General features: G+C 43.7%; 23 protein-coding genes and 1 riboswitch. Of the genes, 16 read left to right on the plus strand and 7 right to left on the minus strand.

What is annotated here, in order from left to right:
• Positions 1-122 precede the first annotated feature (122 nt).
• Complete coding sequence (locus tag QPK24_RS05665; protein ID WP_285746906.1) at positions 123-731, minus strand: hypothetical protein; 609 nt, start codon at positions 729-731, stop codon at positions 123-125.
• A 211-nt stretch (positions 732-942) separates the two neighbouring features.
• On the opposite strand from QPK24_RS05665, the gene QPK24_RS05670 reads away from it, so the two are divergent.
• Positions 943-1,572, plus strand: coding sequence for a hypothetical protein (locus QPK24_RS05670; protein ID WP_285746908.1), 630 nt, complete (start codon positions 943-945; stop codon positions 1,570-1,572).
• Between the two features lie 458 nt (positions 1,573-2,030).
• Here the strand turns inward: QPK24_RS05670 and QPK24_RS05675 are convergent, their stop codons facing one another.
• Both QPK24_RS05675 and QPK24_RS05680 read right to left on the minus strand, forming a co-directional pair.
• Positions 2,031-2,831, minus strand: coding sequence for a Cof-type HAD-IIB family hydrolase (locus QPK24_RS05675; RefSeq protein ID WP_285746910.1), 801 nt, complete (start codon positions 2,829-2,831; stop codon positions 2,031-2,033).
• Between the two features lie 69 nt (positions 2,832-2,900).
• The gene (locus QPK24_RS05680) at positions 2,901-3,902 is read right to left on the minus strand and encodes a lipoate--protein ligase (protein WP_285746912.1); all 1,002 of its coding nucleotides are present in this window, start codon (positions 3,900-3,902) and stop codon (positions 2,901-2,903) included.
• A 208-nt stretch (positions 3,903-4,110) separates the two neighbouring features.
• On the opposite strand from QPK24_RS05680, the gene cobD reads away from it, so the two are divergent.
• The 12 genes from cobD (at position 4,111) to QPK24_RS05740 (ending at position 17,374) form a co-directional block, all read left to right on the plus strand.
• Entirely contained in the window at positions 4,111-5,214 is a 1,104-nt protein-coding gene (gene cobD / locus QPK24_RS05685) for a threonine-phosphate decarboxylase CobD (RefSeq protein WP_285746914.1), read from the plus strand.
• Positions 5,214-5,984: an adenosylcobinamide amidohydrolase gene (locus tag QPK24_RS05690; RefSeq protein WP_285746916.1), complete on the plus strand. Its 771-nt coding sequence runs from the start codon at positions 5,214-5,216 to the stop codon at positions 5,982-5,984. The genes cobD and QPK24_RS05690 overlap by 1 nt, the downstream gene beginning before the upstream one ends.
• Positions 5,981-6,958: an adenosylcobinamide-phosphate synthase CbiB gene (gene cbiB, locus QPK24_RS05695; protein ID WP_285746918.1), complete on the plus strand. Its 978-nt coding sequence runs from the start codon at positions 5,981-5,983 to the stop codon at positions 6,956-6,958. The genes QPK24_RS05690 and cbiB overlap by 4 nt, the downstream gene beginning before the upstream one ends.
• Positions 6,955-7,614, plus strand: coding sequence for a histidine phosphatase family protein (locus QPK24_RS05700; RefSeq protein WP_285746920.1), 660 nt, complete (start codon positions 6,955-6,957; stop codon positions 7,612-7,614). Before cbiB ends, QPK24_RS05700 begins: the two co-directional genes overlap by 4 nt.
• Positions 7,615-7,797: 183 nt before the next feature.
• Positions 7,798-8,008, plus strand: a riboswitch (cobalamin riboswitch).
• Positions 8,009-8,180: 172 nt separating this feature from the next.
• Positions 8,181-9,167: an ABC transporter substrate-binding protein gene (locus QPK24_RS05705; RefSeq protein WP_285749116.1), complete on the plus strand. Its 987-nt coding sequence runs from the start codon at positions 8,181-8,183 to the stop codon at positions 9,165-9,167.
• Positions 9,164-10,210 carry a FecCD family ABC transporter permease gene (locus tag QPK24_RS05710; RefSeq protein ID WP_285746922.1) on the plus strand — a complete coding sequence of 349 codons (1,047 nt, stop codon included), beginning with the start codon at positions 9,164-9,166 and terminating at the stop codon, positions 10,208-10,210. The genes QPK24_RS05705 and QPK24_RS05710 overlap by 4 nt, the downstream gene beginning before the upstream one ends.
• Positions 10,207-11,034: an ABC transporter ATP-binding protein gene (locus QPK24_RS05715; protein WP_285746925.1), complete on the plus strand. Its 828-nt coding sequence runs from the start codon at positions 10,207-10,209 to the stop codon at positions 11,032-11,034. The genes QPK24_RS05710 and QPK24_RS05715 overlap by 4 nt, the downstream gene beginning before the upstream one ends.
• A gap of 203 nt (positions 11,035-11,237) precedes the next feature.
• On the plus strand, positions 11,238-12,320 hold the full coding sequence (gene cobT / locus QPK24_RS05720; RefSeq protein ID WP_285746927.1) for a nicotinate-nucleotide--dimethylbenzimidazole phosphoribosyltransferase: 1,083 nt from the start codon (positions 11,238-11,240) through the stop codon (positions 12,318-12,320).
• A complete protein-coding gene (gene cobU, locus QPK24_RS05725; protein ID WP_285746929.1) occupies positions 12,317-12,871 on the plus strand; it encodes a bifunctional adenosylcobinamide kinase/adenosylcobinamide-phosphate guanylyltransferase in 555 nt (184 codons plus the stop codon). The genes cobT and cobU overlap by 4 nt, the downstream gene beginning before the upstream one ends.
• Positions 12,868-13,701, plus strand: a complete 834-nt coding sequence (gene cobS / locus QPK24_RS05730) for an adenosylcobinamide-GDP ribazoletransferase (protein ID WP_285746932.1) — start codon at positions 12,868-12,870, stop codon at positions 13,699-13,701. The genes cobU and cobS overlap by 4 nt, the downstream gene beginning before the upstream one ends.
• 101 nt (positions 13,702-13,802) lie before the next feature.
• Positions 13,803-15,494, plus strand: coding sequence for a cobyric acid synthase (locus QPK24_RS05735; RefSeq protein WP_407082993.1), 1,692 nt, complete (start codon positions 13,803-13,805; stop codon positions 15,492-15,494).
• 485 nt (positions 15,495-15,979) lie between these two features.
• Positions 15,980-17,374, plus strand: coding sequence for an L-cystine transporter (locus QPK24_RS05740; RefSeq protein ID WP_285746934.1), 1,395 nt, complete (start codon positions 15,980-15,982; stop codon positions 17,372-17,374).
• Between the two features lie 124 nt (positions 17,375-17,498).
• Here the strand turns inward: QPK24_RS05740 and QPK24_RS05745 are convergent, their stop codons facing one another.
• Positions 17,499-18,590, minus strand: a complete 1,092-nt coding sequence (locus QPK24_RS05745; RefSeq protein ID WP_285749120.1) for a M24 family metallopeptidase — start codon at positions 18,588-18,590, stop codon at positions 17,499-17,501.
• Between the two features lie 220 nt (positions 18,591-18,810).
• On the opposite strand from QPK24_RS05745, the gene QPK24_RS05750 reads away from it, so the two are divergent.
• Together QPK24_RS05750 and QPK24_RS05755 are read left to right on the plus strand one after the other, a co-directional pair.
• A complete protein-coding gene (locus QPK24_RS05750; RefSeq protein WP_285746936.1) occupies positions 18,811-19,671 on the plus strand; it encodes an SDR family oxidoreductase in 861 nt (286 codons plus the stop codon).
• Between the two features lie 116 nt (positions 19,672-19,787).
• On the plus strand, positions 19,788-20,285 hold the full coding sequence (locus QPK24_RS05755; RefSeq protein WP_285749122.1) for a GNAT family N-acetyltransferase: 498 nt from the start codon (positions 19,788-19,790) through the stop codon (positions 20,283-20,285).
• 44 nt (positions 20,286-20,329) lie between these two features.
• Here the strand turns inward: QPK24_RS05755 and QPK24_RS05760 are convergent, their stop codons facing one another.
• From QPK24_RS05760 to QPK24_RS05770, 3 genes are all read right to left on the minus strand, one after another.
• Positions 20,330-20,767 carry a threonine/serine exporter family protein gene (locus QPK24_RS05760; RefSeq protein WP_285746938.1) on the minus strand — a complete coding sequence of 146 codons (438 nt, stop codon included), beginning with the start codon at positions 20,765-20,767 and terminating at the stop codon, positions 20,330-20,332.
• A gap of 76 nt (positions 20,768-20,843) precedes the next feature.
• Positions 20,844-21,590 (minus strand): threonine/serine exporter family protein, encoded by a 747-nt coding sequence (locus tag QPK24_RS05765; RefSeq protein ID WP_285749124.1) that lies wholly within the window; start codon positions 21,588-21,590, stop codon positions 20,844-20,846.
• Positions 21,591-21,818: 228 nt separating this feature from the next.
• A complete protein-coding gene (locus QPK24_RS05770; RefSeq protein WP_285746941.1) occupies positions 21,819-22,736 on the minus strand; it encodes an ArsR/SmtB family transcription factor in 918 nt (305 codons plus the stop codon).
• 376 nt (positions 22,737-23,112) lie between these two features.
• Between QPK24_RS05770 and QPK24_RS05775 the strand changes: the two genes are divergently transcribed.
• The gene (locus tag QPK24_RS05775; RefSeq protein ID WP_285746943.1) at positions 23,113-24,063 is read left to right on the plus strand and encodes an arabinan endo-1,5-alpha-L-arabinosidase AbnA; all 951 of its coding nucleotides are present in this window, start codon (positions 23,113-23,115) and stop codon (positions 24,061-24,063) included.
• Positions 24,064-24,192: the final 129 nt, after the last annotated feature.

Here is a 24,192-nt window from a genome sequence, read left to right on the forward strand (position 1 = left end):
TACACATTATATGGATTAAATTGGTAATAGAAAAGAGGCACTCATGCTTTCATGAAACGACCTGCAAAGAGTTAGTAAATAATTCTTATCTCTAGTCACTTTTATAATCCTATGCTCCAGTTTTAATCCCCACCATACTCAATTACTTCAATCTTATTTATCATAGCCTCAGGCATTTTTAACATAGCTTCTTCAAGTGTTGAGTATTTCTTATTATTCGATAGTAGATAGATCGTGGCTCCATCATGCCCAATGTGAAAAACACTGGCATCTTTTATATCACCAAGAAAAATAATATCAAATTCCTCATGATCCCCAACTTGTCCAACCCGGCAAGGATTTTTTTTTGTGCTGAGAATGCTTAAATCATTCGACGACATAGAGAATAAATCAATCAATTTTGCAATTGAACATAATTCTTCTTTATTATTAGCCTTTACTACGCCGTACAAATGTTTACGTTTAGAATTTTCGATTTTTGTAACTTCATAAGGCAGTGTGCACAATTCTAAAAACATAGGATGAAATCCCTTATCATAAATTACGCAATAATAGACAGGAAACTCATTTAAGTTATCTATCCATTCTGCAAATGGTTTGATTCTAAATCTTCCTGCTCCTGGACTGGATAGAGTGATTACATATTTAATTTCCTCATCTATTCCGAATTCGAAATCATCTACTATATCCTTTATTCTAATCTGCTCATTGGCGGCATAACCGATATCCATATAAATCTCTCCTATTATCGAAATTGCTTTAACAAGAATAGTATAGAAAAGATGAACAATAAGCTACTAAATAGGGAAAGCTGAGGACTCAATTCATAGCGAAAAAGACAGCTGATCGAATCCGTTGTATTTTTGCTTCACGTATAAAATTAGAGGATTTGAGTTAATTTAATGTAAATGAAGAAATACATAGAAGAGAGGGTTACTACAAGTGGAAGAAAATAATATTGTCGTTGCCGTGTTCAATGATGACAGCAAGGCTTACCAAGTTCTATCTGAATCCAAATCAAAAAGACATGAGCAATATCAAATTTTGGATGCAGCTGTCATTCAGAAGGAAAATGGGAAAATCGTTTTTAAAGATGGGTTTAGCTCACCAAGTGAAGCAGACACTTCGGCGTTAAAAAGCAGTCTAATTGGTTCCTTGATTGGAATTTTGGGCGGACCGATCGGTATTCTGCTTGGCGGAAGCATTGGTTCGATGATTGGGGCGAGCAAAGTCATAAATCGTCACAAGGAAGGCTTTAGCCTGATTGAGCGAACAGTGGCTGAACTATATAACGGAGAAACTGCTTTTGTTGCCAATATAAAAGAAAATAATGAGGTCGCTTTTAATTACTTTCTTCAGCAGTATGATCCTACCTTTGTGTACCGAAAAGAAGTATCGATGATGGAACATGAAATGAACAAGGCAAGGGAGATGGAGCAGCAATTAGCTCAGGAGGAGGAAGAACGGAAAAGAAAAGAGCGAGTTGAAGACATACAAGAAAAGGCAGAGGAAATGAAGGAACGGATTAAGTCGGAGTTTCATCGGATTAAAGAAAAATTAATGGAGAAATAAAAGTAAGAGAGCATTAAGAATGGATAAAGGAAGGGCATAAGATGGGAGGATCAAACTTTGATCCTTATCTTATGCCCTTTTTTGGGTTGAACAAATGTATGTAAGTAAAGTAAGTATGCAAGTATGTATGATTGTATTGTATGGATTAGATTAGATTAGATTAGATTAGATTAGATTAGGAGTCTTCTTCATCCCACTTTTTTGAATAACCTTTTTTGATTGTATAGAAGAAGGAATACATCAAAAGCGCAGACACGACGACAACAAGTCCAATAAGCAGTCCTGATTCCAAATAGATAGCCCCCTGACTTTGTGAATTAACGTGTACATAACGTATTCCTTTACTATACTCGAAAGGTATATTTTTACAACAGAAACAATGCTCTATATCTGTCGTGTCCTCCATATCACAAATAACCCCGAAACCAAATCGGTTCCGGGGCTAATTTTAAAGGAGCTTACGCATTCAGAACAAACTTCTCAATGACGTGCTTGATTCCGTCTTCGTTGTTAGTTAGCGTAACATAGTCAGCAATTTCCTTCAGTGCAGGAATGGCATTACCCATAGCTACACCTAGACCAGCAGCTTCGAGCATTTCATGGTCATTCCAGGAATCACCTACGGCAATGGTATCTTTCAGATCCACACCAAAATGGTTTGAAAGGAAAGTCAGCGCATGGCCTTTGGTACCTTCATGATGCATGATTTCAAGGAAATGCGGTTTAGATTTGGTAATATGAACCTCGCTGCCGAGCAGTTCACGAAGCTGTGGTGCGATTTCGTCCAGCAGTTCCGGTGTATCGATGATGAGCAGTTTCGGTGCAGGCTGCTCAATCATTTTCATGAAATCAGGTTCAATATAATAAGGAGTCTTGTTCAGCTTGCAGTAGTCGATCAGCTTCTGATTCTCTTCACGGGAGTACAGCTTGTCGTCAATATAAGTTTGAAGGTGAAGATTTCGTTCAAGACAGAACTCGTAAAGCTTGCGAGCTGCATCTTGAGGAACATAACGTTCATAAAGAACTTCTTCATCCATCAGGTTTTTGATCAGCGCACCTTGGTACGTAATGATGGGAACATTGAGTCCCGTTTGTCTAGCAATGGCTTGAGCAGAAGCATAAGCACGTCCGGTTGCAAGGGTAACAACTACGTCTTTGGCTACGGCTGCTTCGAGTGCACTTTGTGTTGCAGGGGTTACTTCTTTGTCGTCGTTAATGAGGGTATCGTCAATATCGATTGCGATTAGTTTGTAAGTCATGGTTTCTCTCCTCTATATCTTGTTCTATGATAGGGCTTTATTAGTGCGTAATAACTCTAAAGGGTAATGCTACTCTTCAAGAAACACAAGACCGATAAAGTCTTCCATCTCGAGATTGCCAAAATAATGTTTCACATCAACGTCTTTGAGCGCTTCTCTAACTTCCGCATCCTCATAACGTTTGCCGCGAAGCAAGTTCTCAATATCAGCGACATCTCCTACACCAAAGAAGTCACCATAGATTTTAATATCATCGATTCGGCCTTCTTTGATATTCATACGAAGATCAATAATACCGACAGGGAATTTCTTCGAGTGTTTTACGTTACTTTCCGGTGACTGTCCATAGTTCCAATCCCAATTCTGATAACGTTCTTTGGAAATTTTGTGAATCTTCTTCCAATCTTCTTCTGTTAGATGATACTGAGGAACTTCACTTGCTTCCATGCCAAAAATATGACGAAGAAGTTCTTCGCGGAATTCCACAATAGTCATGTCTTTATCCATTAAAGAGCGGATATTCGTTACACGGCTGCGTACAGATTTGGTGCTCTTCGATTTGAATTTCTCAGGATTCACTTTTAATGAAGCTTGTACATCCTCGAGGTTCAGATCGAACATGAGGGTACCATGGCTGAACATGCGGCCGCGAGTTGCAAACTGGGCATTACCTGAAATTTTTTGTTCGCCGACTTGAAGATCATTACGTCCCGTAAGCTCTGCGTTTACTCCCAGTTGGTGCAGTGCTTCAACAACAGGCTGGGTAAACTTACGGAAGTTGTGGAATGAATTACCGTCATCTTTTGTAATAAAGCTGAAGTTCAGATTGCCTAAATCATGATATACGGCACCGCCGCCCGAAAGTCTGCGCACGACTGTGATTCCATTCTGCTGTACATACTCCTGGTTAATTTCTTCGATGGTGTTCTGATGTTTCCCAATGATAATAGAGGGAGCGTTGATATAAAACAGCAAATAACTCTCGTCCAAAGACAAGTGTTTAAGGGCATATTCCTCGATGGCGAGGTTAATCCGGGGATCTGTAATGCCTTGATTGTCAATAAACAACATGGTGATTTCCTCCGATACCTTATAAAATATGTATTCAAGAATCATAAGCGGGAGACGCCCCGAACAATTCTGATGAAAACAAGAAGACTCACCTCTTATTGTAAACCAAGAACGCAAACGATACAAAAGGGAAATCCCATTGACGCTATCTAATTTCTGCCATCATAATGGGTACGTGATGCTGTAATGCAGCAAAGAGAGGAAGGACATGACTTTGATTGAAATCTATGGACATGGCGGGGATGTAGAAACGGCTGCTCTTAAGTACGGAATGCGTGCTGCTGACTTTCTTGATTATAGTGCAAATATCAATCCCCTTGGACCACCTGAGGAAGTAATGGCGGCACTGAAAAAAGGCTGGAAAGAAATTATTCGTTACCCCGATCCGGGACACCGGGCGATAAAACGGAGATTATCTGAACATGTAAAGCTAGAAGAAGACCATATTCTAATCGGTAATGGTGCGGCGGAATGTATGGCCCTTCTGCTTATGGCATTGTCACCGCAGACAGTTGGAACGATTGAGCCGGGTTTCTCTGAGTACCGCTCACTTGCTCTGCAGTTTGGTGCCAAAGTCGATTCTGTGTATGGCCGGCAGGACAATGGATACCGAGCAGACGTAAGCGACATTGCAGCGCTGATGGAGAGGGTGCAGGTTCTATTTATTGGTCAGCCGAATAATCCAAACGGGGTTCAGTACTCCTTGATGGATCTTGAGACGCTGGCGAGGAAGGCGCATTTAACCAAAACAAAGCTGGTTATTGATGAAGCTTTTATTGATTTTATCCCGGAGGAAGACCGCAATTCACTTGCACCTTCATTAGAAAAATATCCAGAAGTCATCATCATTCGTTCGATGACTAAATTTTATGCCATTCCGGGTCTTAGACTTGGTTATGCACTCGCATGTCCTGACCTCATTCGTTTTATGGCACAGAAGCAGGTGACCTGGAGTGTGAATGGTCTTGCCCTGCTTGCAGGGGAAGCTTGTCTTCAGGCGCAGGCGCATTCTTCCTATGAGGAAAATACGATATCGCTGATTACAGCGGAGAGAAAAAGACTTACCGAGGGTCTTAGAAAATATGGGTTTATTGTATATCCAGGAGAAGCGAATTATCTGCTCGCGGAGGGAAACCCTCCTTGGACTGTTGCTGCACTGCAGGATGCGATGGGACGAAGAGGAATACTGATTCGCAGCTGCGCGATGTATCCCGGGCTTACGGAGTATGCTTTTCGTATTGCGGTGAAGGGTACAGAACAAAACATACAGTTTTTAGAGACATTTGGGCAGATCATGGAGGGAGCAAAGTAATGGCGACGCCATTCTTACATACAGATTCTGAATCAAAAGATTTACCGGTCTTGTATTCATCCAGGCAGTGGCCGGGGTTGACCATTTCCCGATATGAACGCCATCTGCTTCTAGAGTCTCCTCAAATGCTGGATACCATCTCCAGCAGTATTTATGGAGGCGGGATGAATCGTCTTAGCCGTGCTGTAAATATATACGTGGATCGTCATTATGATTCAAGTGACCCTGTGAGAGATATTCAAGAACTGCTTGAAAAATGGGGACATCCAGCTCAGCAGACGGCAGGTTTGTTAACCGCAGTGAAATTAGAGCATGCTTCTATTCTGGAAGACGAGACCGATGGAGCAGTTTTATTATGTTGTACCACTGCAGGGGTATCAAATGGAGCAAGAGCAGGGTCCAAGCGGACGGTATTTAATGCCGGTTATACGCCGGGTACGATTAATATCATGCTGTTCATTGCCGGTAAATTAACCCCATATGCGCTTGTGAATGCAGTGCAAACGGCAGTTGAAGCCAAAGTTGCCGCTCTCCAGGATTTAGGTGTAAGAGATGCAGAGAATGGACAATCTGCTACGGGAACAACAACAGATGCCATCGTTATTGGAGCGAGCGGGCTTGCTGCAGACGGAACAGAAGCGAGACTAACGCATGCTTATGCGGGCACGGCAACTCGACTTGGCGATTGTATTGGCCGGCTTGTCTATCAGTCCGTTACCGAGAGTTTATGTGCTTCAGGTTATACAGCAGAAAGGAGGCAGTTCTCGTGATTGGAGCTTGGATTATTCTAGCGGCTTACACCCTGGACCTTATCATCGGTGACCCCAGGTGGATTCCTCATCCGGTTATTGCTATGGGAAAGGCGATTACGGGCCTTGAGAACATCATTCGCAGAAAAGTGACAACAGACCGAGGTTTGCGCTATGCCGGGTTTCTTTTTCCCATATTCATTGTGACTGGTGCGTTTATTCTGACTTGGGCATTACTAAAACTACTGTTCTATATCCATCCTGCGCTTGCGATAGCGGGGGAAATTCTGCTGATTGCGACAACAGTTGCGACGAAGGGACTGCGAGATGCAGGCATAGAAGTATATAAACATCTTAGAGCCGGCAAATTGCCAGAAGCAAGAGCTGCACTTGGTATGATTGTAGGCAGAGATACCAAACAGCTGGAATCCTCTGAAGTAGTGCGAGGTACCGTTGAAACGGTAGCCGAGAATATTGTGGATGCGATTATCTCTCCGCTGTTTTTCGCTTTTCTTGGGGGAGCACCTCTTGCGATGGCTTACCGCGCGGTAAACACCCTTGACTCCATGGTCGGCTATAAAAATGAAAAATATAAATCGCTGGGTATGGCCTCTGCTAGACTGGATGATATTGCAAACTTTATCCCCGCACGGATTACAGCACTTCTGCTATTTGCTTCCGCTGGGGTATTAGGTCTACATGTGAAAAATAGTGTGCGCACGGTGAAGCGGGATGCCCGCAAGCACCCAAGTCCTAACGGCGGTTATCCAGAATCCGCGGCTGCCGGTGCGCTTGGAATTCGGCTTGGAGGATATAACGTCTACCACGGGGTTCGTTCTTTCCGTGCTTATATGGGCGAGCCCTATCATGAGATGGAAGCGGGGCATATACGGACAACGATTGCGATGATGTATATATCATCAAGTCTATTCGTAGTCATTCTGGTGGTATTGTTATGGCTGCTGTCTATTACAGGAGCGGGGTGGCTGTGGTGAGTACGCCTCAAAACAATATACCTTCTGTCGATGTTTATTTAGTCCGGCATGGTCTTACAATCTGGAATCAGCAAAGAAGATATTTGGGACACACCGATCTTCCACTGCTTCCTAAAGCAAAGGAGGAGCTCGCAGGACTTCGCACATCCCTTAGGCATATTCAGTTTGAACAGATCTATGGAAGTGATCTTATCCGGTGCATAGAGACACTGGATATTATCGTCCCCGAACAGGCTCATAGAGCTGTCCTTGATGCAAGGCTCAGGGAATACCATTTTGGAGAATATGAAGGACAGACGTATGAGATGCTCCAGCATGATCCGAAGTATCGTCAGTGGATTGATAATCCTCTTGGTGTGACCCCGCCAGGAGCAGAGACGTTTTCTCATTTTTCCGAAAGAATAGAGAAGTTTGTGGAAGAACGAATGGGGCCTTATCTATATGGATCTAGACGGAGTAACGATCAGGACAGGGGAGATGATAACGAAGTACCTAAGATGCTTGTGGTAACTCATGGCGGAGTGATCAGGCAATGGACTGCTAAATGGCTTGCTGAAGCAGAATTTAATTCGTTTATGCCCCGTCCGGGGGAGTGTCTTGTACTTCGTTTTACTTTGTCAGGCGGAGAGCTTTCGGTACAAAAAATAGATAATTGAAGCTACGAAAGGGATATGAAAGTAATTTTCTAATACTTAAACCGTTTATTTTGGAATATAAAGGGAAAGTATAGTTGTCGAAAATTCAGCTTTCCCCTATAATGGCAAAAGATGTGAAGGCCTGATACGAATTGAAATGAACATCTAAAATACATAAAGACTTCATATGAGTACATATCAAAAGTCGATCATACCGAGCAAGGTCCAGAAGAATAAAAGCATTTCATTCTTTTGGTTAAAAGGGAAGCCGGTGCAAATCCGGCACGGTCCCGCCACTGTATACCAGGGACAGCTGCAATGAATCCACTGTTTTCGTCTATAGGAAATGGGAAGGGGGCAAGCTGTTACTTCAAACTTGGATAGTCAGGAGACCTGCCTTGCCCTTTGATAAACGTGTAATCCTTCGAGGAAAGGATACGTTTTGCTTATTTGTTGAGCCTTTCTATTAGAGGGAGCAGCAGCGAGACGTAACCTTGTTCTTATGATAGGAGCAGGGTTGTTTGGTGTTCATACCTAATAAGGTCGTTGGCTTCACTTATAAAGAGAGGGAGAGAAGAATGAAAAAAATGAATGGTCGATTTTTATCCATTTTGATGTCACTCATGCTCGCAATCATGCTTGCAGCGTGCGGTAATGAGACCCCATCAGAAGGACAAGGTACAGGTCAGACAACAGAGCAAGGTACCGGAGCAGAAAACCAAGAAGAGGCTAGTCTCGAGACGGTATATCCTCTGACAATCACGGATGCCACAGGAGAGTCATTTACTTTTGAAAAGGCGCCTGAAAAAATCGTGTCTGTATCGCCAGCAGAGACCGAATCGCTATACGCGATCGGACTTGCCGAGCAAATTGTGGGAGTATCCGACTATGACGATTACCCAGAAGAAGTGAAGGACAAGCCGAAGATGGGCAGCCTGTATACACCTAATGCAGAGGCGATCATTGCGGCTGAGCCGGATATTGTCTTTACAGGTATTTCGATGGATGAGGCAGCAGTGCAGAAACTGCGCGATCTTGGCATCGTTATTTTCAAAACAGATCCAAAAACAATTGAAGATGTAATGAAAAATATTGAAGTATATGGACAAATTACAAATCATCAAGAACAAGCGCAAGAAGTCATCGCAAAAATGAAAGCAGATGTGAAAGAAGTACAAGACAAAGTAGCATCTCTTTCGGGTGATCAGAAAAAACAAGTATATGTAGAATTTTCTCCAGGCTGGACGGTAGGTAAAGGTGAGTTTATGGATGAAGTCATTACCCTTGCAGGCGGAGTGAATGTGGCTGGAGATGCAGAAGGCTGGTTTGAAATCAGTGAGGAAAGTATCATTGCGGCAAACCCAGATGTCATTCTGTATGCAAGTGATGTGGTAGACAATGACAAAACACTCGATGAGATCATTAAAGCTCGCGATGGCTGGAATGAGATTACGGCAATTAAGAACGAGCAAGTAATCTCGATTAATGCTAATCTGCTTAGCCGCCCAGGTCCGCGTGTAACGGAAGGACTCAAAGAAGTAGCGAAAGCAGTCTATCCGGATCTGTTCCAATGAAAAAGAAACTGGCAGGATATGGATTAATAGGAATCGTCCTGCTTGTACTGACCCTGCTGCTATGTCTTGCGATCGGGTCAGTACATCTTCCGATTCGACATATCGCAGGGATTCTTATAAGTCACATTCCAGGGATGGATGGGTTCATTGAACCCATATGGAATACATCGTCAGAACAGATCATTATGAAGGTGCGTTTACCGCGAGTGCTGCTTGGTATCCTGGTTGGTGCAGCGCTGGCTGTTGCCGGTGCAGGATTTCAGGGTGTACTTCGTAACCCGCTGGCAGATCCTTATACGCTTGGGGTATCGGCGGGTGCTTCTGTTGGAGCAGCACTCCTCATTTATTTGGGTCTAGAGTATGCTTGGCTTGGCGAATGGATGCTGCCGCTCGTTGCTTTTATAGCAGGTGTCATTACACTATGGGGTGTTTTGATGCTGGCTAGAGAAGGCGGGAAAATACCGACGAACAATTTGATTTTGTCCGGTGTTGTGATGAATGCTTTTCTAGGAGCTGTTGTTTCTTTTCTGACCGCCATGTCAAAGGACACGGTAAACCAAATTTTGTTCTGGACGATGGGAAGCCTAAGTTTACGGGGATGGTCTTACACGGCCATCCTTTTCCCTTATGTAGGGGTTGGGTTGATCTATCTATGGTGCAGAGGCAGGTCGCTTAATTTGTTGGCACTAGGAGAAAGACAAGCAGCACACCTTGGGGTCAGGGTAGACTTACTCAAAGTATCTGTACTCTTGGTATCTACGCTGTTAACGGCTGCAGCCGTATCTGTCGCGGGTGTGATTGGTTTTGTGGGGCTTGTTGTTCCTCATATCATCAGACTCCTTGTCGGACCCGATTACCGATTGATTATTCCTTTATCTGCGCTAGGCGGAGGTATCTTTCTGGCCTGGGCGGATATGGGCGCCCGGACCATACTCGCTCCTACGGAGATTCCGCTTGGTGTACTGACTGCTTTTGTAGGGGCTCCGTTCTTTGCTTACTTATTACATCGGAATAAAAAACGGCGAGGAGGCATCAGCGGATGACAGAAAATTTCGATCATCAGTCTGAAATCTCGTCTACAGTTCCTGTGGTGGAAGCTAGGGCACTCCGAAAAGAGTACAGTCAGTTCACCGCACTGGATGACATTCATTTCACCGCTGAGGAAGGTGACTGGTGGGGGATTGTTGGGCCGAACGGGAGCGGAAAGTCTACTTTGCTTCATTTACTATCCGGTATCCTGTCACCAAACCAGGGCACGATCCATATAAAAGGCAAACCAGTTCAAGATTACAGCCGTAAAGAACTCTCGCGAATCATTGCTGTTCTACAGCAAGATGGATTACCTGAGATTGGTTATTCCGTCAGGGACGTTGTGGCCATGGGGAGATATCCCTACCAAGACTGGCTGGGGAGAGACCAGGGCTTTGGAGAAGAAAAAATAGAGCAGGTTCTGAAGAAGCTGGATCTTACTTCTCTTGCGGAACGCAGACTTGATGAACTTAGCGGAGGACAAAGGCAGCGGGTAGCTCTTGCCAAAGTAATGGTGCAAGAACCTGAAATCCTGCTGCTAGACGAACCGACCACTTTTCTTGATGTTCGTTATCAGCTGCAGTTCATGGATCTTCTGGCACACTGGCAGCAAAGTACAGGGATTACGATTATTGCTGTACTGCATGATTTGAATCTAGCTTCTCTTTATTGTAATTATTTATGTGCACTAAAAGAGGGCCAGCTTTTCCTTCAGGGTACGCCTGCTGAGGTGCTTACGGAGGAGAATATTAGAGGACTGTTTGAGATCCAGCCTGTAATGGTTCAACATCCGGATCATCATATCCCTCAGTTTTTACTGCGTAAACAGCAAGAGTGAGATGATCTTAATATCAGAACAACATAGAAGAGGGCCTGACATCCATAAATCAGGTCTTCTTTTTTTCAGCCAAAGAGAACGACTTGTCTTCTTTTTAAATTCAATATGAAAATTGCATGATTTCTTTTGAAGTATTTACTCACTTTTCGTTATAATCGTTATATACAAGCTGTACAACAGCAGCGGATAAGGATGGAGATACCATGGAGAGAGAACAGCAATTAAAAGCATGGGTTCAGCAGATTACTGCATTAGATGAGGCAGCGCAGAAGGCGGCTGCAGATCATTTGGATGACTTAACGAAACCCCCAGGGAGTCTGGGTAAGTTAGAAGAGCTCACGATCCGCTTAGCAGGGATTACAGGAAAGAAACAGCCAAGCTTTTCTAAAAAAGCCGTTATTGTGATGGCATCAGATCATGGAGTTGTGGAAGAAGGAGTCAGCAGTTTCCCAGCTGAGGTGACGCAGCAAATGGTTCATAATTTTCTTGCTGGCGGGGCAGCCGTAAATGTACTCGCTCGTCATGCAGGTGCTGAAGTGATATGCGTCGATATTGGTGTGAATGGTGAACCTGTTCATCCCGACCTTGTATCTCGTTCTGTACGCAAAGGAACGGCAAATATGGCGAAGGGTCCTGCTATGAGCAGAGAAGAAGCGCTTCAAGCGATTCTTACGGGGATCGACGTTGTTCAAGAATCCGTAAGAAAAGGAACGCAGTTATTCGTTACTGGAGAGATGGGAATTGGCAATACAACACCAAGTGCAGCAGTTACCAGTGTGCTTACGGGAGTCAGCGTGCAGGAGGCAACAGGCAAAGGGACGGGTCTTGATCAAGCAGGTGTTCAGCATAAAGCAAATGTGATTGCCCGGGCAATACAGCTTAACCAGCCGGCTCCGAATGATCCAATCGACGTACTTGCTAAAGTCGGTGGACTAGATATTGCGGGTCTTGCAGGTGTCATTATCGGCTCCGCTGCTTTGAAGTGTCCGGTTGTTATTGATGGGTATATTTCTACCGCTGCTGCTTTGGTAGCGAGCCGTATTGCACCGGCATGCCGAAATTATATGATAGCTTCTCATATGTCAGAAGAAAGAGGACATGCAGCACTTCTGCAAACGTTGGAACTCTCTCCGTTGCTTCAGGTGGGAATGAGACTCGGTGAGGGAACAGGCGGTGTTCTATGCCTTCATCTGATTGAAGCGGCAGGAAGAATTATGGATGAGATGGCTACATTTAGCAGTGCAGGTGTTTCTGGAGGTAATGAGAAGGCAGAGGCCGAATTATGATTATTCTCGTAACGGGCGGTGCACGCAGCGGTAAAAGTACATTTGCTGAGAAACTGTGCATGAGCCGGTCTTCAGAAGCCATCTATATGGCGACAGCGCAAGCTTATGACCAAGAGATGACCGACCGAATTGCTGCACATCGCAGTCAGCGGGAGGACGGTGCATATCTATGGCATACGATTGAAGAACCGCTCAAAGTAGCTGAAACATTGAACGGGTTAATGGAAGCAACGCTGCCTGTTCCTACGATATTACTTGACTGTCTTACGTTATGGCTTTCTAACGTTTTGATGGCCAAAGAAAACGAGGGACCTGAGGCAATAATGGAAGAGATCGACCGTCTTGTTCGCAGTGTTGCTGCTTATCCAGGTCTAATGATTCTGGTAACCAATGAAGTGGGAGACGGGATTGTTCCTGAATATCGACTGGGCCGGATTTACCGGGATTATGCCGGAATTCTTAATCAGCGTATGGCAGCTATCAGCAAGGAGGTATTCCTTGTAACGGCTGGTATTGCCATCGAACTGAAGAGCAAGGAGTATAAAGTATGAGAGAAAATACAAAAGCGGCTGCGGCCGCTTTTCAGTTTTTATCGCGATTTCCGGTGAAAACTCAGCTTGAATTCACTCCAGAACTGATGACAAGAAGCACTCTGTTCTATCCGGTTGTAGGCTTATGTATTGGGACTTGTGTCTGGATCGCAGCTTGGCTTAGTGGATTCTTATTGCCTCCGGCTCCATCGGCAGTGCTAGTTCTCACAATTTGGGTTTGGCTCACAGGAGGGCTTCACTTAGACGGCTGGATGGACTCTGCTGATGCCCTTCTCAGTTACCGAAGCAGAGAACGAATGCTTGAGATTATGAAGGACAGCAGGGTGGGAGCTATGGGGGTAATTGCCTGTGTTCTTCTGCTGATGCTGAAAGCAACGCTTCTATACAGCTTAATGGGACAAACTTTTCTCATGGGTGCAGCGGTCTTGCCTTTTCTATGGAGCCGTTTCTTTATGGTGTATGCCATGGGGAAATATCCACGGGCTAGGGCCGGAGAGGGCCTAGCAGGAATGTTTTCAGGAGTTCAGAATGCGCTGCTTTATAAGGTGGGAGCGGTAACGCTGCTTCTCTCTGCGATCTCATGCGGTTTATTTTTATATGCTGCGTATACTGTAGATGGGCCGCCGTTTGCATGGAGTCTCCATATGGGTGTTATACTGTCTGCCTTTTTTGTTATTCCTCTATGTATATGGGCTTGCGGGAAATGGGCTGCGGATCGTATCAGCAAACGCCTTGGGGGACTAACGGGAGATATTTATGGAGCGCTTAATGAAGGACTTGAAGCAGTAGGACTGCTCCTGCTAGTTATTCTCACTACCATCATGCACTAAGATTGAGGAATAGCACCCTAAGACGTAATACTAGTAACTCGTGATGAGAGAAAGGGGACAAGTCCGTGGAAAATAAAGGTACATATTACGTGAACGCTGATATGGGACAGGATGAAAGAAAAACACAGCATAAAGCCGCTGTTCTCATGCTTCAAGGTACTGCATCGGATGTTGGAAAGAGCATTGTGACAACGGCGCTGTGCCGCCTTTTTTTACAAGATGGATACCAGCCGGCTCCTTACAAATCGCAAAATATGGCGCTTAATTCGTATGTCACCCTGGATGGGAAGGAAATTGGAAGAGCGCAAGGAGTACAAGCAGAAGCTTGCGGTTTGCCAGCGACAACCGATATGAATCCAATCTTGATTAAGCCGATTAAAGATATGCATTCTCAGATTGTTGTCCATGGAGTGCCGAAGATGCAGATGAGCGCGATGGACTATAGAAACCACTTTTTACCGCAAGCAAAAACCATTGTCCTTGATGCCCTGGATCGTTTGCGGGAACAATATGATATTGTGCTGATGGAGGGGGCAGGAAGTCCTGCGGAGATAAACCTGAAAGACAGGGATATTGTGAATATGAATTTGGCAGGCTGGGCTGATGCACCTGTTCTGTTGATATCAGATATTGACCGCGGCGGTGTCTTTGCTTCGCTAGTAGGGACCCTTGAGCTGCTTGAACCCCACGAGCGGGCGAGGGTAAAAGGCTTTATTATTAACAAGTTCCGCGGAGATCTTGCGCTTTTGCAGCCAGGGCTGGATTGGCTTACGGAGCGGACCGGAATTCCTGTACTTGGGGTGCTTCCGTATATTCCAGAACTGCGTATTGAAGCTGAGGATTCGGTTGTACTGGATGAACTGCAGTATCGCAGACAAAAAGAGAAAGAAATTGATATCGTCGTCATTCGGTATCCAAGGATTTCTAATTTTACTGATTTTGATGCACTGGGCTGGGAGCCTGATGTAGTTGTGCGCTATGTCAGTACTGCAGATGAACTTGGTGAGCCTGATGTGATTATACTGCCGGGCACTAAGGATACCATCAGCGATCTGAACTTTCTTAGAGAAAGAGGATTAGACCGTGCGATTCAAGAGCAATGGCAGGAACGAGAGGTTCAGCTTGTGGGGATTTGCGGTGGATACCAGATGCTGGGTGAAAGATTGTTTGATCCTTTTGCTGTGGAAAGTGAAATAAAAGAAGCAGAAGGCCTTGGCCTGTTGCCGCTTGTCACTACCTTTGCTAAAGAAAAAAGAACCGTTCGAGTGAAAGGTACGGCTGCGAAGGAGTGTCCACTCCGAGTGGTTGAGAACAAGGAAACAGAACTTACGATAGAAGCATATGAAATCCATATGGGAATCACAGAAAGTGATGAGTCAGCTGGGTTACGAAGTGAAGACTACAGACCGTTATTTGTTCTAAACACAGACACAGTAGAAACAAAAGAAACAGAAGATATAAGAGAAGCAAGAGAAGCAAAAGAAGCAAAAGAAGCAAAAGAAGCAGGTTCTTCAGCAGAAGAAGTAAACACTCGGCACTTTGAAGGATGCGGAGCTGCAGATGGGAAAGTGTGGGGAACCTATCTGCACGGTCTCTTTGATAATGATGAGTTCAGGCGTGCTTGGCTTGATGGACTTCGTTTAGAGAAAGGTCTTTCACCTATTGGAGAAACTTTCCAAGCGGCTGTCTACAAAACACAGGAGTTTGATCGTGTAGCGGAAATCGTTCGTAATCATCTAGATCTAGATCAAATATATGAAATAATAGGATTGCGTAATAAACAGATGACATGAAATGAGTTTCTGAAGCGAAGTTTGAAGTTTGGAGAGAACGATGAGAAAAGCCCGCGATGATCCAGGATTTTATCTGGTAAACGCGGCTTTTTTTATGGCTCCCCATCCATAAGCCCTAGATGCGGGTTGAAGCGGTTAAGGAATAGATGGCTTTCCGGAATTATTAGAATGGTATATTGTGGATATTTTGTCACCTGATAAGCCTAGAATAAATGGGACTGAATCGAGTAAAAATGTGGATTTAGGCTGTTGTAGAGCCGTTTATCCTCTATTTTAATAAAAGTCTACCTGTTTAATTGGTTTTATGATATAGTATAAATTATTATATAAAAATTAACCTAGACGCAAAGACCTAGATTATGCAGATGCCATTCTTTTATTTGTTTTCCCTATTGGATTAATTGGGTATATAGGATACATGACAGAAGCACTAAACGAGTCTGAACGTTAGAGTTCATTAGATGATGTGGAGGGAAATAGTTATCATGGAAACGTTGCAGATTATTATCAACGTGGCAGTGATGTTGGTTCTTGTCGGCATCCTGTATCGCATGCAAAAGAAGCATATTTCTTTTACGAAGCGAGTATTCACCGGTCTCGGACTAGGTCTGGTATTCGGAATTCTGCTTCAAGTTATATATGGGGCTACAACAGGTGTAGTGAAAACGAGTGTTGACTGGTTTAGTATTATTGGGTCTGGTTATGTAGGCCTCTTGCAGATGATTGTTACTCCGCTGATTATGGTATCCATTATTTCGGCGATCATGAATCTGAAAGGCAATCAGAACATTGGGAAAATGAGCGGTTCGATCATCGGAACACTCTTGATTACGACTGCGATCGCAGCAACCATCGGTATTGGAGTTACTCAAATGTTTGGTCTTGAGGCTATTAATATCGAAAGTGGTGAAGCGGAACAAGCGAGAGCAGACCGTCTGGAACAACAACTTGGCGATGTTCAGGATTTGTCTATTCCACAGCAGGTACTGGCATTTATTCCGACCAATCCTTTTGCTGATATGACAGGTGAACGCCGTACGTCGACCATTGCAGTTGTAATTTTCTCCGCATTTGTAGGTGCAGCTGTACTTGGACTGGATCGTAAAAAGCCAGAACAAGCAGATACTTTCCGCAAGCTAGTCACTTCGTTATACGCGGTTGTTATGCGTATTGTAACTTTAGTATTAAGACTGACACCATACGGAATCCTTGCTTTGATTACCAAGGTCACGGCAACAACGGATGCACAGGAGATTCTAAAGCTTGGAGAATTCGTAATTGCATCCTATGTAGCGCTGGCTCTAATGTTTATTGTTCATTTGATTCTCGTTACTGTATTCGGATTTAATCCGATTGCTTATGCTAAAAAAGTGATTTCAACTTTGATTTTTGCCTTTACTTCTCGTTCAAGTGCAGCATCCATTCCACTCAATATTGAAACACAAACGAAAAAGCTTGGCGTGTCTCAAGGGATCGCTAACTTGTCAGCTTCGTTTGGTGCAACGATCGGTCAGAACGGGTGCGCAGGGATTTATCCTGCCATGCTGGCGGTAATGATTGCTCCTACCGTTGGAGTAACAATGGATTGGCAGTTCTACGTAACCCTAGTACTTGTCGTTATGATTAGTTCCTTTGGTGTTGCCGGTGTCGGAGGCGGAGCTACCTTTGCTTCTCTTATCGTACTTTCCACCATGAACCTTCCTGTTGGTCTTGCCGGTCTTCTAATTTCGGTAGAGCCACTGATTGATATGGGACGTACAGCCCTTAATGTCAACGGTTCGATGACAGCGGGTCTGATATCCAGTAAGATGCTGAAAGAAAACGATCAAGAAATTTTCGACAAAGCGAACTTTGATTTGGATACAGCACACGAAGGATAAGCGGTTTCTAGTAAAATAAACCTGAAAAGGTGCCTCTTTTTATGAGCATGATACTCGTAAAAAGGGGCACCTTTTTCATTTTCTATATAGGACAACTGAATATAGCTGAGTATATATTTACAGATTAGCCGAGAATCTGCAGTTCTTTCGGGAAGCTTGTTAACAGTTCTACACCATCTGCAGTTACAATAACCTCATCTTCAATCCGGACACCGCCGAGACCTGGAATATAAATACCGGGTTCAATGGTAAAGGCCATTCCTTCGGTCAACAATTCCTGATTTGCACCATGGACAGAAGGATATTCATGCACATCTATACCAAGACCATGTCCAAGACGGTGGAGGAACCGGTCCCCATAACCAGCATCAATCGTTACTTGTCTAGCAGCCAAATCAACAGAAGCTAAAGTAGCACCTGGTTTCACACTTTCGATTCCTTTTAGATTGGCCTCGAGCACGGTATTATACACCTTTGTCTGTTCAGGAGATAGTTCTCCAAAAGCAAAGGTACGGGTAATATCAGAAGCATAACCGTTGACATATACGCCCATATCAAACATCAGAAGGTCACCGTAAGCAAGTTTACGAGTGCCAGGTACGCCGTGAGGGAGTGCCGTATTTGGACCACTGAGAACCATGGTATCAAAAGAAGGACCAGATGCGCCGAGCTTCTTCATCTGATATTCCATTTCAGCAACAAGCTCAACCTCGGTTACGCCTTCTTTCACGTGAGTGAGTCCTCTGCGGAGCACTTCTTCAATCATATTCGCTGCAACTTTCATTCGTTCTACTTCATGAGGTGCTTTACGAACACGCAGTTCACGAAGAAGCGGGCCGATATCTACAAATTTTTTGGCATCCGCATACTGAACAAGTTCTTCATATCTGGACAAAGATAGATGATCTTTCTCGATTCCAAAATTGTTCATCGCACGAGGAAGGTATTTTTTTAAGATATGATAAGGGTTATCTGTATCTTGATGAGTGACGATATTCTTTACCGTAGAAGCCGCTGAAGCTGCTTCTTCATCGAGGCTCGGTACGATTAAAGTAGGCTCTTCGCCTTGTACCAGAACAAGACCAAGGAAACGTTCATGAGGGTCGCTTGCAAATCCAGTCAGGTAGTATACATGTTTGGGATCGGTAATGAGAACGCCGTCTAGTGCATGAGTAGTGATTGCTTGATTCAGTAATGAGATAGGTTGTTTTGTCATCATTCGTTACCGCCTTTTCTTTCAGTATCAATACCTATTATAAAGCTTCTCCACAAAAATCCCAAAAGAGAGAAAAACAAATAAATGAATTCCCTGTGATTTTATCATAAACCTCTTGTTATATGACTTTCTTTTGCTTGATCACTTGTTTTCTTTTGTGGTTCGTTTCTTGTATGATAATAGTAAGGCATGTCTGTTTCCACCCGAAAGGATGAATGGAATGAATACAAAAATAGCAATAGTCACCGGTGCGAATTCAGGAATGGGACTAGCGACCTCCATGGAACTTGCGTTACAGGGATACCATGTTGTGATGGCCTGCAGAAATGAGGAAAGAGGACGTATTGCTCTGAAAGAAGCGATCACGGCCACTGGGTCCAAACAGATCGAACTCATGAAGCTGGATCTAGGTTCTTTACATAGTATAAGGAGTTTTGTGTCGGAGTTTACAGCCATCCACCCAAAGCTCGATGTTCTGATTAATAATGCGGGTGTGATCTGCTTAAGAAGAGAAGAGACTTCCGATGGATTTGAAATGACACTCGGCGTGAATCATCTAGGACATTATTTATTAACCCGGCTATTGATTCCTTCTCTTAAGGCAGCGGCAGAAGCCCGGATCATTAACGTTTCTTCAGGCGCTTATAAGGCAGGGAAGATTCACCGGGAAGACCCAAATTTAAAGAAACGATATCATGTAATTAAAAGTTATTCACAATCCAAGCTCGCCAACATCTTGTTTACGAGAGAACTTGCTGAGCGTCTTCAAGAGACGAATATAACTGTCAATGCACTTCATCCGGGGGCGGTTGGAACGAACATTGGAATTAATCGTACAACGGGTTTTGGAACAGCCATTATGGCGATGGTGCGAAAAATCCCTTCATTTCTTACGCCAGAGGAAGGGGCAAGAACAGCAATTTATCTGGCGGTCCATCCTGAAGTAAAAGGGATCACAGGAGAATATTTTTATGAACAAGAAATTCAGGAACTAAAACCGAACGCACTGGATAAGGATACGGCCGCTTTTTTATGGAACTGGAGTGCACGGCAGACGGGACTGCCTATTGAGCTAGAGTGAAGTGATGAACTAGGATTATTCCTAAAGGAATCAAGCCGGTTTTCGCTTAAAAATATAAAATATAAGATGATAAGGTGTAAGATACTAGACCTAGGGGGAGACTGCACTTGGAACCAATGATTGAATTTAGTTATGCACAGCGAGATGATCTCCCTGATATTGTTGCCATTTATAACTCTACGATTGCAGGGCGTATGGTGACAGCTGATTTGGAACCGGTTACGGTAGAGAGCCGCATTCCGTGGTTTGAAGAGCATACTCCTGATAAGCGCCCTCTATGGGTCATGAGAGTCGACGGACAGATGGCAGGCTGGGTGAGTCTGAGTTCCTTTTATGGAAGACCGGCCTATGATGCTACAGCAGAAGTTAGTGTTTATGTGAGTGAAGCTTATCGGGGAACCGGTGCAGGGAGCAGGCTCATGGAAAAAATCATTCAAGATTGTTCACGTATTCAGGTGACGACCTTGCTCGGATTTGTATTCGGACATAACGAGCCCAGTTTGCGGTTATTGAGAAAGTTTGGGTTTGAACAGTGGGGCTACTATCCCGAAATCGCTGTACTTGATGGAAAAAAACGCGATCTTGCCGTTCTTGGCAAGAAACTGGATGCTTAAATAAGAAAACTCGCTCTTTCTATTTAGAAAGGCGAGTTTTTTTGTTATGACTTTACTTTTCTACGGAAAGCTTGGTTCAGCACTTCGGAGAGAACGAGTCCAACAGCAATGGTACCTGCGAGAATCAGAGCTTTTGCTGCGTGCTCTACTGCGGTTGAATAATCATTCTGTACAAAATAACGCATGGCATTATAAGAAAGACCGCCGGGGACGAGAGGAATAATGCCCGCTACGCTAAAGATAATGACAGGTTGTTTGTATTTTCGAGCAAAAAGCTGGCTCATCACGCCAATAACTACTGTTGCAGCGAGCGTGGCGGAAACCGCTTGGTATCCCGGTTCGATTACAAAATAAATGAGCCAGCTCAGCATGCCAACCGTTCCGCATGGAATAAGCATATTTTTGGGCGCGTTAAAAATCAGGCCGAATAGGAGAGAGGCAATAAAACTGGTAAGCCCCTGTTCAATGATCGGAATAAGCATAACACCGGAAAACCTCATCTTTCTTTTCATCACAGATTTATAAAATAATACGAACGATAATCGATCATGTCTTGATTTACATTAAGGTGAATACCACAGCAACCCCCGCCCCAATAGCAAAGGCGGTTAAGAAAGCATCTGCCCCTTTGGACAATCCCGATACGAGATGGCCGGCCATTAGATCCCGAATGGCATTGGTAATGGCTAGACCCGGAACAAGCGGCATGACAGAGCCGATAATAATCTTGTCGAGCTCTTTACCTGCTCCGATATAGACGAGAAACAGGGATAACAATCCAATGATAAAGGAGGCAATGAACTCTGAGAAAAAGCGAACTTGTACAAGCCGCTGAAATAAACTTACGGCAGTATATCCTGCTCCTCCGCACAAAATGGCAGGTAAAAAATCAACCCATTGTCCTTGAAACATAATCGTGAAGCAGCCGCTGGCTAGTGCAGCCGCAGCCGTCCGCATCGGAACACTAAATTGAACAGAAGAACATTCGATATCTTTTAATTTGTGATAAGCTTCAGAAGGATTGAGCTCTTGATTTCCAATCATTCTGGAAACGTTGTTGACAGCTGACACCTTATGAAGATCGGTCGTGCGTTCTGAAATTCGAATGATTTTGGCAGGACTGAGTGAATCCGTAGAGAAAAGAATCCCTGTCGGAGTTACATAACTATTTGAACTTGGCATTCCGTACGCGGAAGCAATTCGCATCATTGTATCCTCAACTCGGTAGGTTTCTGCCCCGCTTTGAAGCATAATTTTTCCGGCAAGCAAACACACCTCGATAATTTTAGTCGTTATGTCGTTCATGTCTGTCGTTATCGATGGTTCCACTTTGTCCAAAATCGTTCTCTCACTTTCTTTATGTAGGTTTAATTACATATTGTATCATAATTTTTTCAATTTCCATAAGAAACCGAAAACTGCCAAAACGCCTGAGTTCTTTGCAATACCGATGGCTGGGTATCGTCAAGAAAGCAGGCGCTATATACGTGCATTCATGGAATTTATGAATGTAAATAATCGATCATTTGTGTGTTATGAATGATCAATATTATACAGTACACGAGCGAGAATATCCTGACTATAGTTACCAAAATTTTTACCATAGAGAGTGAGTCCTCGTTTGTTCGTGTTTCCTTCTGTTACAGCAATTCGAAGAAGAATATCGCTCTTGTAATGAAGACCAATATGGCTGAGTGTAACATCAGATATGCGGCAGCCATCAATAAAACTTCCTTCTTCATTAATTCGAATCAGCTTCAGCATCCCATATTGATTCAGATGCGGCGGCCACCAATCTGGGTTAAATGTACCTTTCGTATCTCCGAAATCGCCAGGACTTGTCCAGCAGCCGATCTCTATCCCATTCACATAGAAGTAAATATCAGAAGGGTAGTTATTATTAAATCCCGGTGCCTCGGAGCTCAGCTCCATAGAGAATTGAATCTCGCTGAAGGTTTCATTTGATTTCAAGTAGTTCGGAATCCGGTATTCCAAAAATCCTTCTGACAGCCAGATCAGTTCAGCATCAATTCGCATCGGATCTGCGAAATAACGAGGTTCATCGAAATCACCCACAATGCTGTCCTTTGTAGCTAGGCCGCAAGTAGGAACCGCATAGTAATTACTGAAATGACCTACTTTAACCTCTACCTCATAGCGATTATGTACTTCTTGACTACGGAGATCCACCATCAGCTTATCTTCATTCAGATAACAGATCTTTTGAATTCCGTGTTTACCTACGGCTGTGTTGATATTAATGAGGCCGCTTTCCTCTAGCTTTTTGATATGCATCGTCACTGCACCATTCGTAAGCTGAAGCCGATTTGCGATATCGTTAAGGTTAAGGCTTTGATGATGAGATAACATCTCTATAATTTGAACTCGAACTTCCGAACTAAGCGCTTTGAAGATGGGAACGCCAGACATTAAATCTTTTATATAGATCATGATAGATTCCTTTCCCGGCAATGAAAAAGACGGCATCTGCAGTCACACATTTCACTGCGAGTTTAGTTGAAATAAGTTTAAAAAGGTAGAAAACAGTATCGTACCAGTATAGTAGTAATCATACAATAGATTGCTGCATAAAAGAAATAACGGATGGAACGTTATCCCACAAGGGATCGACCGTTACAAAGCGGCTTACTTCACCATATTCTAATCGATGAAAATGCTGGGGACAACCATTATCTCAGAAAATAAAACCAGGAAAATTTACCCTTGCCAAGAAATGAAAACGCTTTTATAATCTGGTAAGCCTAAACTATTTTATATAAATGCAAAGTAAAATAGTCTAGTCCAATCCTATGAGGGTGGTGTAATTATGAAAAAGGGCAAGAAATGGTTAATTGCAGGTTTACTCGCAGGTTCGTTAGTTGGTCTCAGCTCACCGAGTTTTGCTGCATTCTGGAATGTAACAGGAGATACGGGTGTTCATGATCCTAGCATTATCAAGGAAGGAAACAGTTGGTATACCTTTTCAACAGGTCAAGGAATTCAGGTGCTCAAATCAGATAATGGTACACAGTGGTACCGGGTTCCGCAGATTTTCTTAACTCCGCCTGCTTGGTGGAAAACTTATGTTCCAAAACAAACTACGAATGACGTATGGGCTCCAGACATTCAGGAATACAACGGCAGAGTATGGCTCTACTATTCCATTTCTTCGTTTGGTTCTAATCAGTCTGCAATCGGACTAGCTTCCGCATCAAGCATAGGTGCAGGGCAGTGGAGAGATGATGGACTTGTGCTTAGAACAACAACCTCTGACAATTATAACGCAATTGATCCGAATTTGGTTATCGATGCTTCTGGTGAACCTTGGCTTGTGTTCGGTTCTTACTGGAGTGGAATTAAGCTGACGAAGATTGACAAGAATACGATGAAACCAACTGGCAGCATCACATCCATTGCAGCAAGACCTTCGAACTCTGGAGCGATTGAGGGACCGAGTATGGTATACCGAAACGGATATTATTATCTTTTTGCTTCCATCGACAGCTGTTGTAAGGGAGTAGATAGTACGTACAAAATTGTATACGGACGTTCCAAGAATATTACCGGTCCTTTTGTTGATAAGAATGGTGTCGATATGCTTAGTGGCGGTGGAACGATCCTTGATACGGGGAACGATAAATGGAAGGGTCCAGGCGGACAAGACATTTACGGCACGAACATCATTGCAAGACACGCTTACGATGCAGAAGATAATGGAAATCCTAAACTGCTGATTAGTGATCTGAATTGGGACTCGAGTGGATGGCCGAAATACTAAAACACACCGTTTTTTAACTTTGTGTTTAAATTTATTTAAAATGATTTAAAAAAACGTTGAACAGTCTCCCAATATTTGTTACATTATAAAAACAAACAAAGTGATTTACCCATTGTTATTTTTTATAAA

Origin of the sequence: Paenibacillus polygoni (assembly GCF_030263935.1) — a bacterium.
Lineage (GTDB): Bacteria > Bacillota > Bacilli > Paenibacillales > Paenibacillaceae > Paenibacillus > Paenibacillus polygoni.

Excerpts from the sequence above, each read along its gene's own strand:
- QPK24_RS05665 (WP_285746906.1), bottom strand. The coding sequence starts at position 731 with ATGGATATCGGTTATGCCGCCAATGAGCAGATTAGAATAAAGGATATA.
- QPK24_RS05675 (WP_285746910.1), bottom strand. The coding sequence starts at position 2,831 with ATGACTTACAAACTAATCGCAATCGATATTGACGATACCCTCATTAAC.
- QPK24_RS05680 (WP_285746912.1), bottom strand. The coding sequence starts at position 3,902 with ATGTTGTTTATTGACAATCAAGGCATTACAGATCCCCGGATTAACCTC.
- cobD (WP_285746914.1), top strand. The coding sequence starts at position 4,111 with ATGACTTTGATTGAAATCTATGGACATGGCGGGGATGTAGAAACGGCT.
- QPK24_RS05690 (WP_285746916.1), top strand. The coding sequence starts at position 5,214 with ATGGCGACGCCATTCTTACATACAGATTCTGAATCAAAAGATTTACCG.
- QPK24_RS05705 (WP_285749116.1), top strand. The coding sequence starts at position 8,181 with ATGAATGGTCGATTTTTATCCATTTTGATGTCACTCATGCTCGCAATC.
- QPK24_RS05710 (WP_285746922.1), top strand. The coding sequence starts at position 9,164 with ATGAAAAAGAAACTGGCAGGATATGGATTAATAGGAATCGTCCTGCTT.
- QPK24_RS05715 (WP_285746925.1), top strand. The coding sequence starts at position 10,207 with ATGACAGAAAATTTCGATCATCAGTCTGAAATCTCGTCTACAGTTCCT.
- cobT (WP_285746927.1), top strand. The coding sequence starts at position 11,238 with ATGGAGAGAGAACAGCAATTAAAAGCATGGGTTCAGCAGATTACTGCA.
- cobU (WP_285746929.1), top strand. The coding sequence starts at position 12,317 with ATGATTATTCTCGTAACGGGCGGTGCACGCAGCGGTAAAAGTACATTT.
- cobS (WP_285746932.1), top strand. The coding sequence starts at position 12,868 with ATGAGAGAAAATACAAAAGCGGCTGCGGCCGCTTTTCAGTTTTTATCG.
- QPK24_RS05735 (WP_407082993.1), top strand. The coding sequence starts at position 13,803 with ATGGGACAGGATGAAAGAAAAACACAGCATAAAGCCGCTGTTCTCATG.
- QPK24_RS05740 (WP_285746934.1), top strand. The coding sequence starts at position 15,980 with ATGGAAACGTTGCAGATTATTATCAACGTGGCAGTGATGTTGGTTCTT.
- QPK24_RS05745 (WP_285749120.1), bottom strand. The coding sequence starts at position 18,590 with ATGACAAAACAACCTATCTCATTACTGAATCAAGCAATCACTACTCAT.
- QPK24_RS05750 (WP_285746936.1), top strand. The coding sequence starts at position 18,811 with ATGAATACAAAAATAGCAATAGTCACCGGTGCGAATTCAGGAATGGGA.
- QPK24_RS05755 (WP_285749122.1), top strand. The coding sequence starts at position 19,788 with ATGATTGAATTTAGTTATGCACAGCGAGATGATCTCCCTGATATTGTT.
- QPK24_RS05760 (WP_285746938.1), bottom strand. The coding sequence starts at position 20,767 with ATGCTTATTCCGATCATTGAACAGGGGCTTACCAGTTTTATTGCCTCT.
- QPK24_RS05765 (WP_285749124.1), bottom strand. The coding sequence starts at position 21,590 with ATGAACGACATAACGACTAAAATTATCGAGGTGTGTTTGCTTGCCGGA.
- QPK24_RS05770 (WP_285746941.1), bottom strand. The coding sequence starts at position 22,736 with ATGATCTATATAAAAGATTTAATGTCTGGCGTTCCCATCTTCAAAGCG.
- QPK24_RS05775 (WP_285746943.1), top strand. The coding sequence starts at position 23,113 with ATGAAAAAGGGCAAGAAATGGTTAATTGCAGGTTTACTCGCAGGTTCG.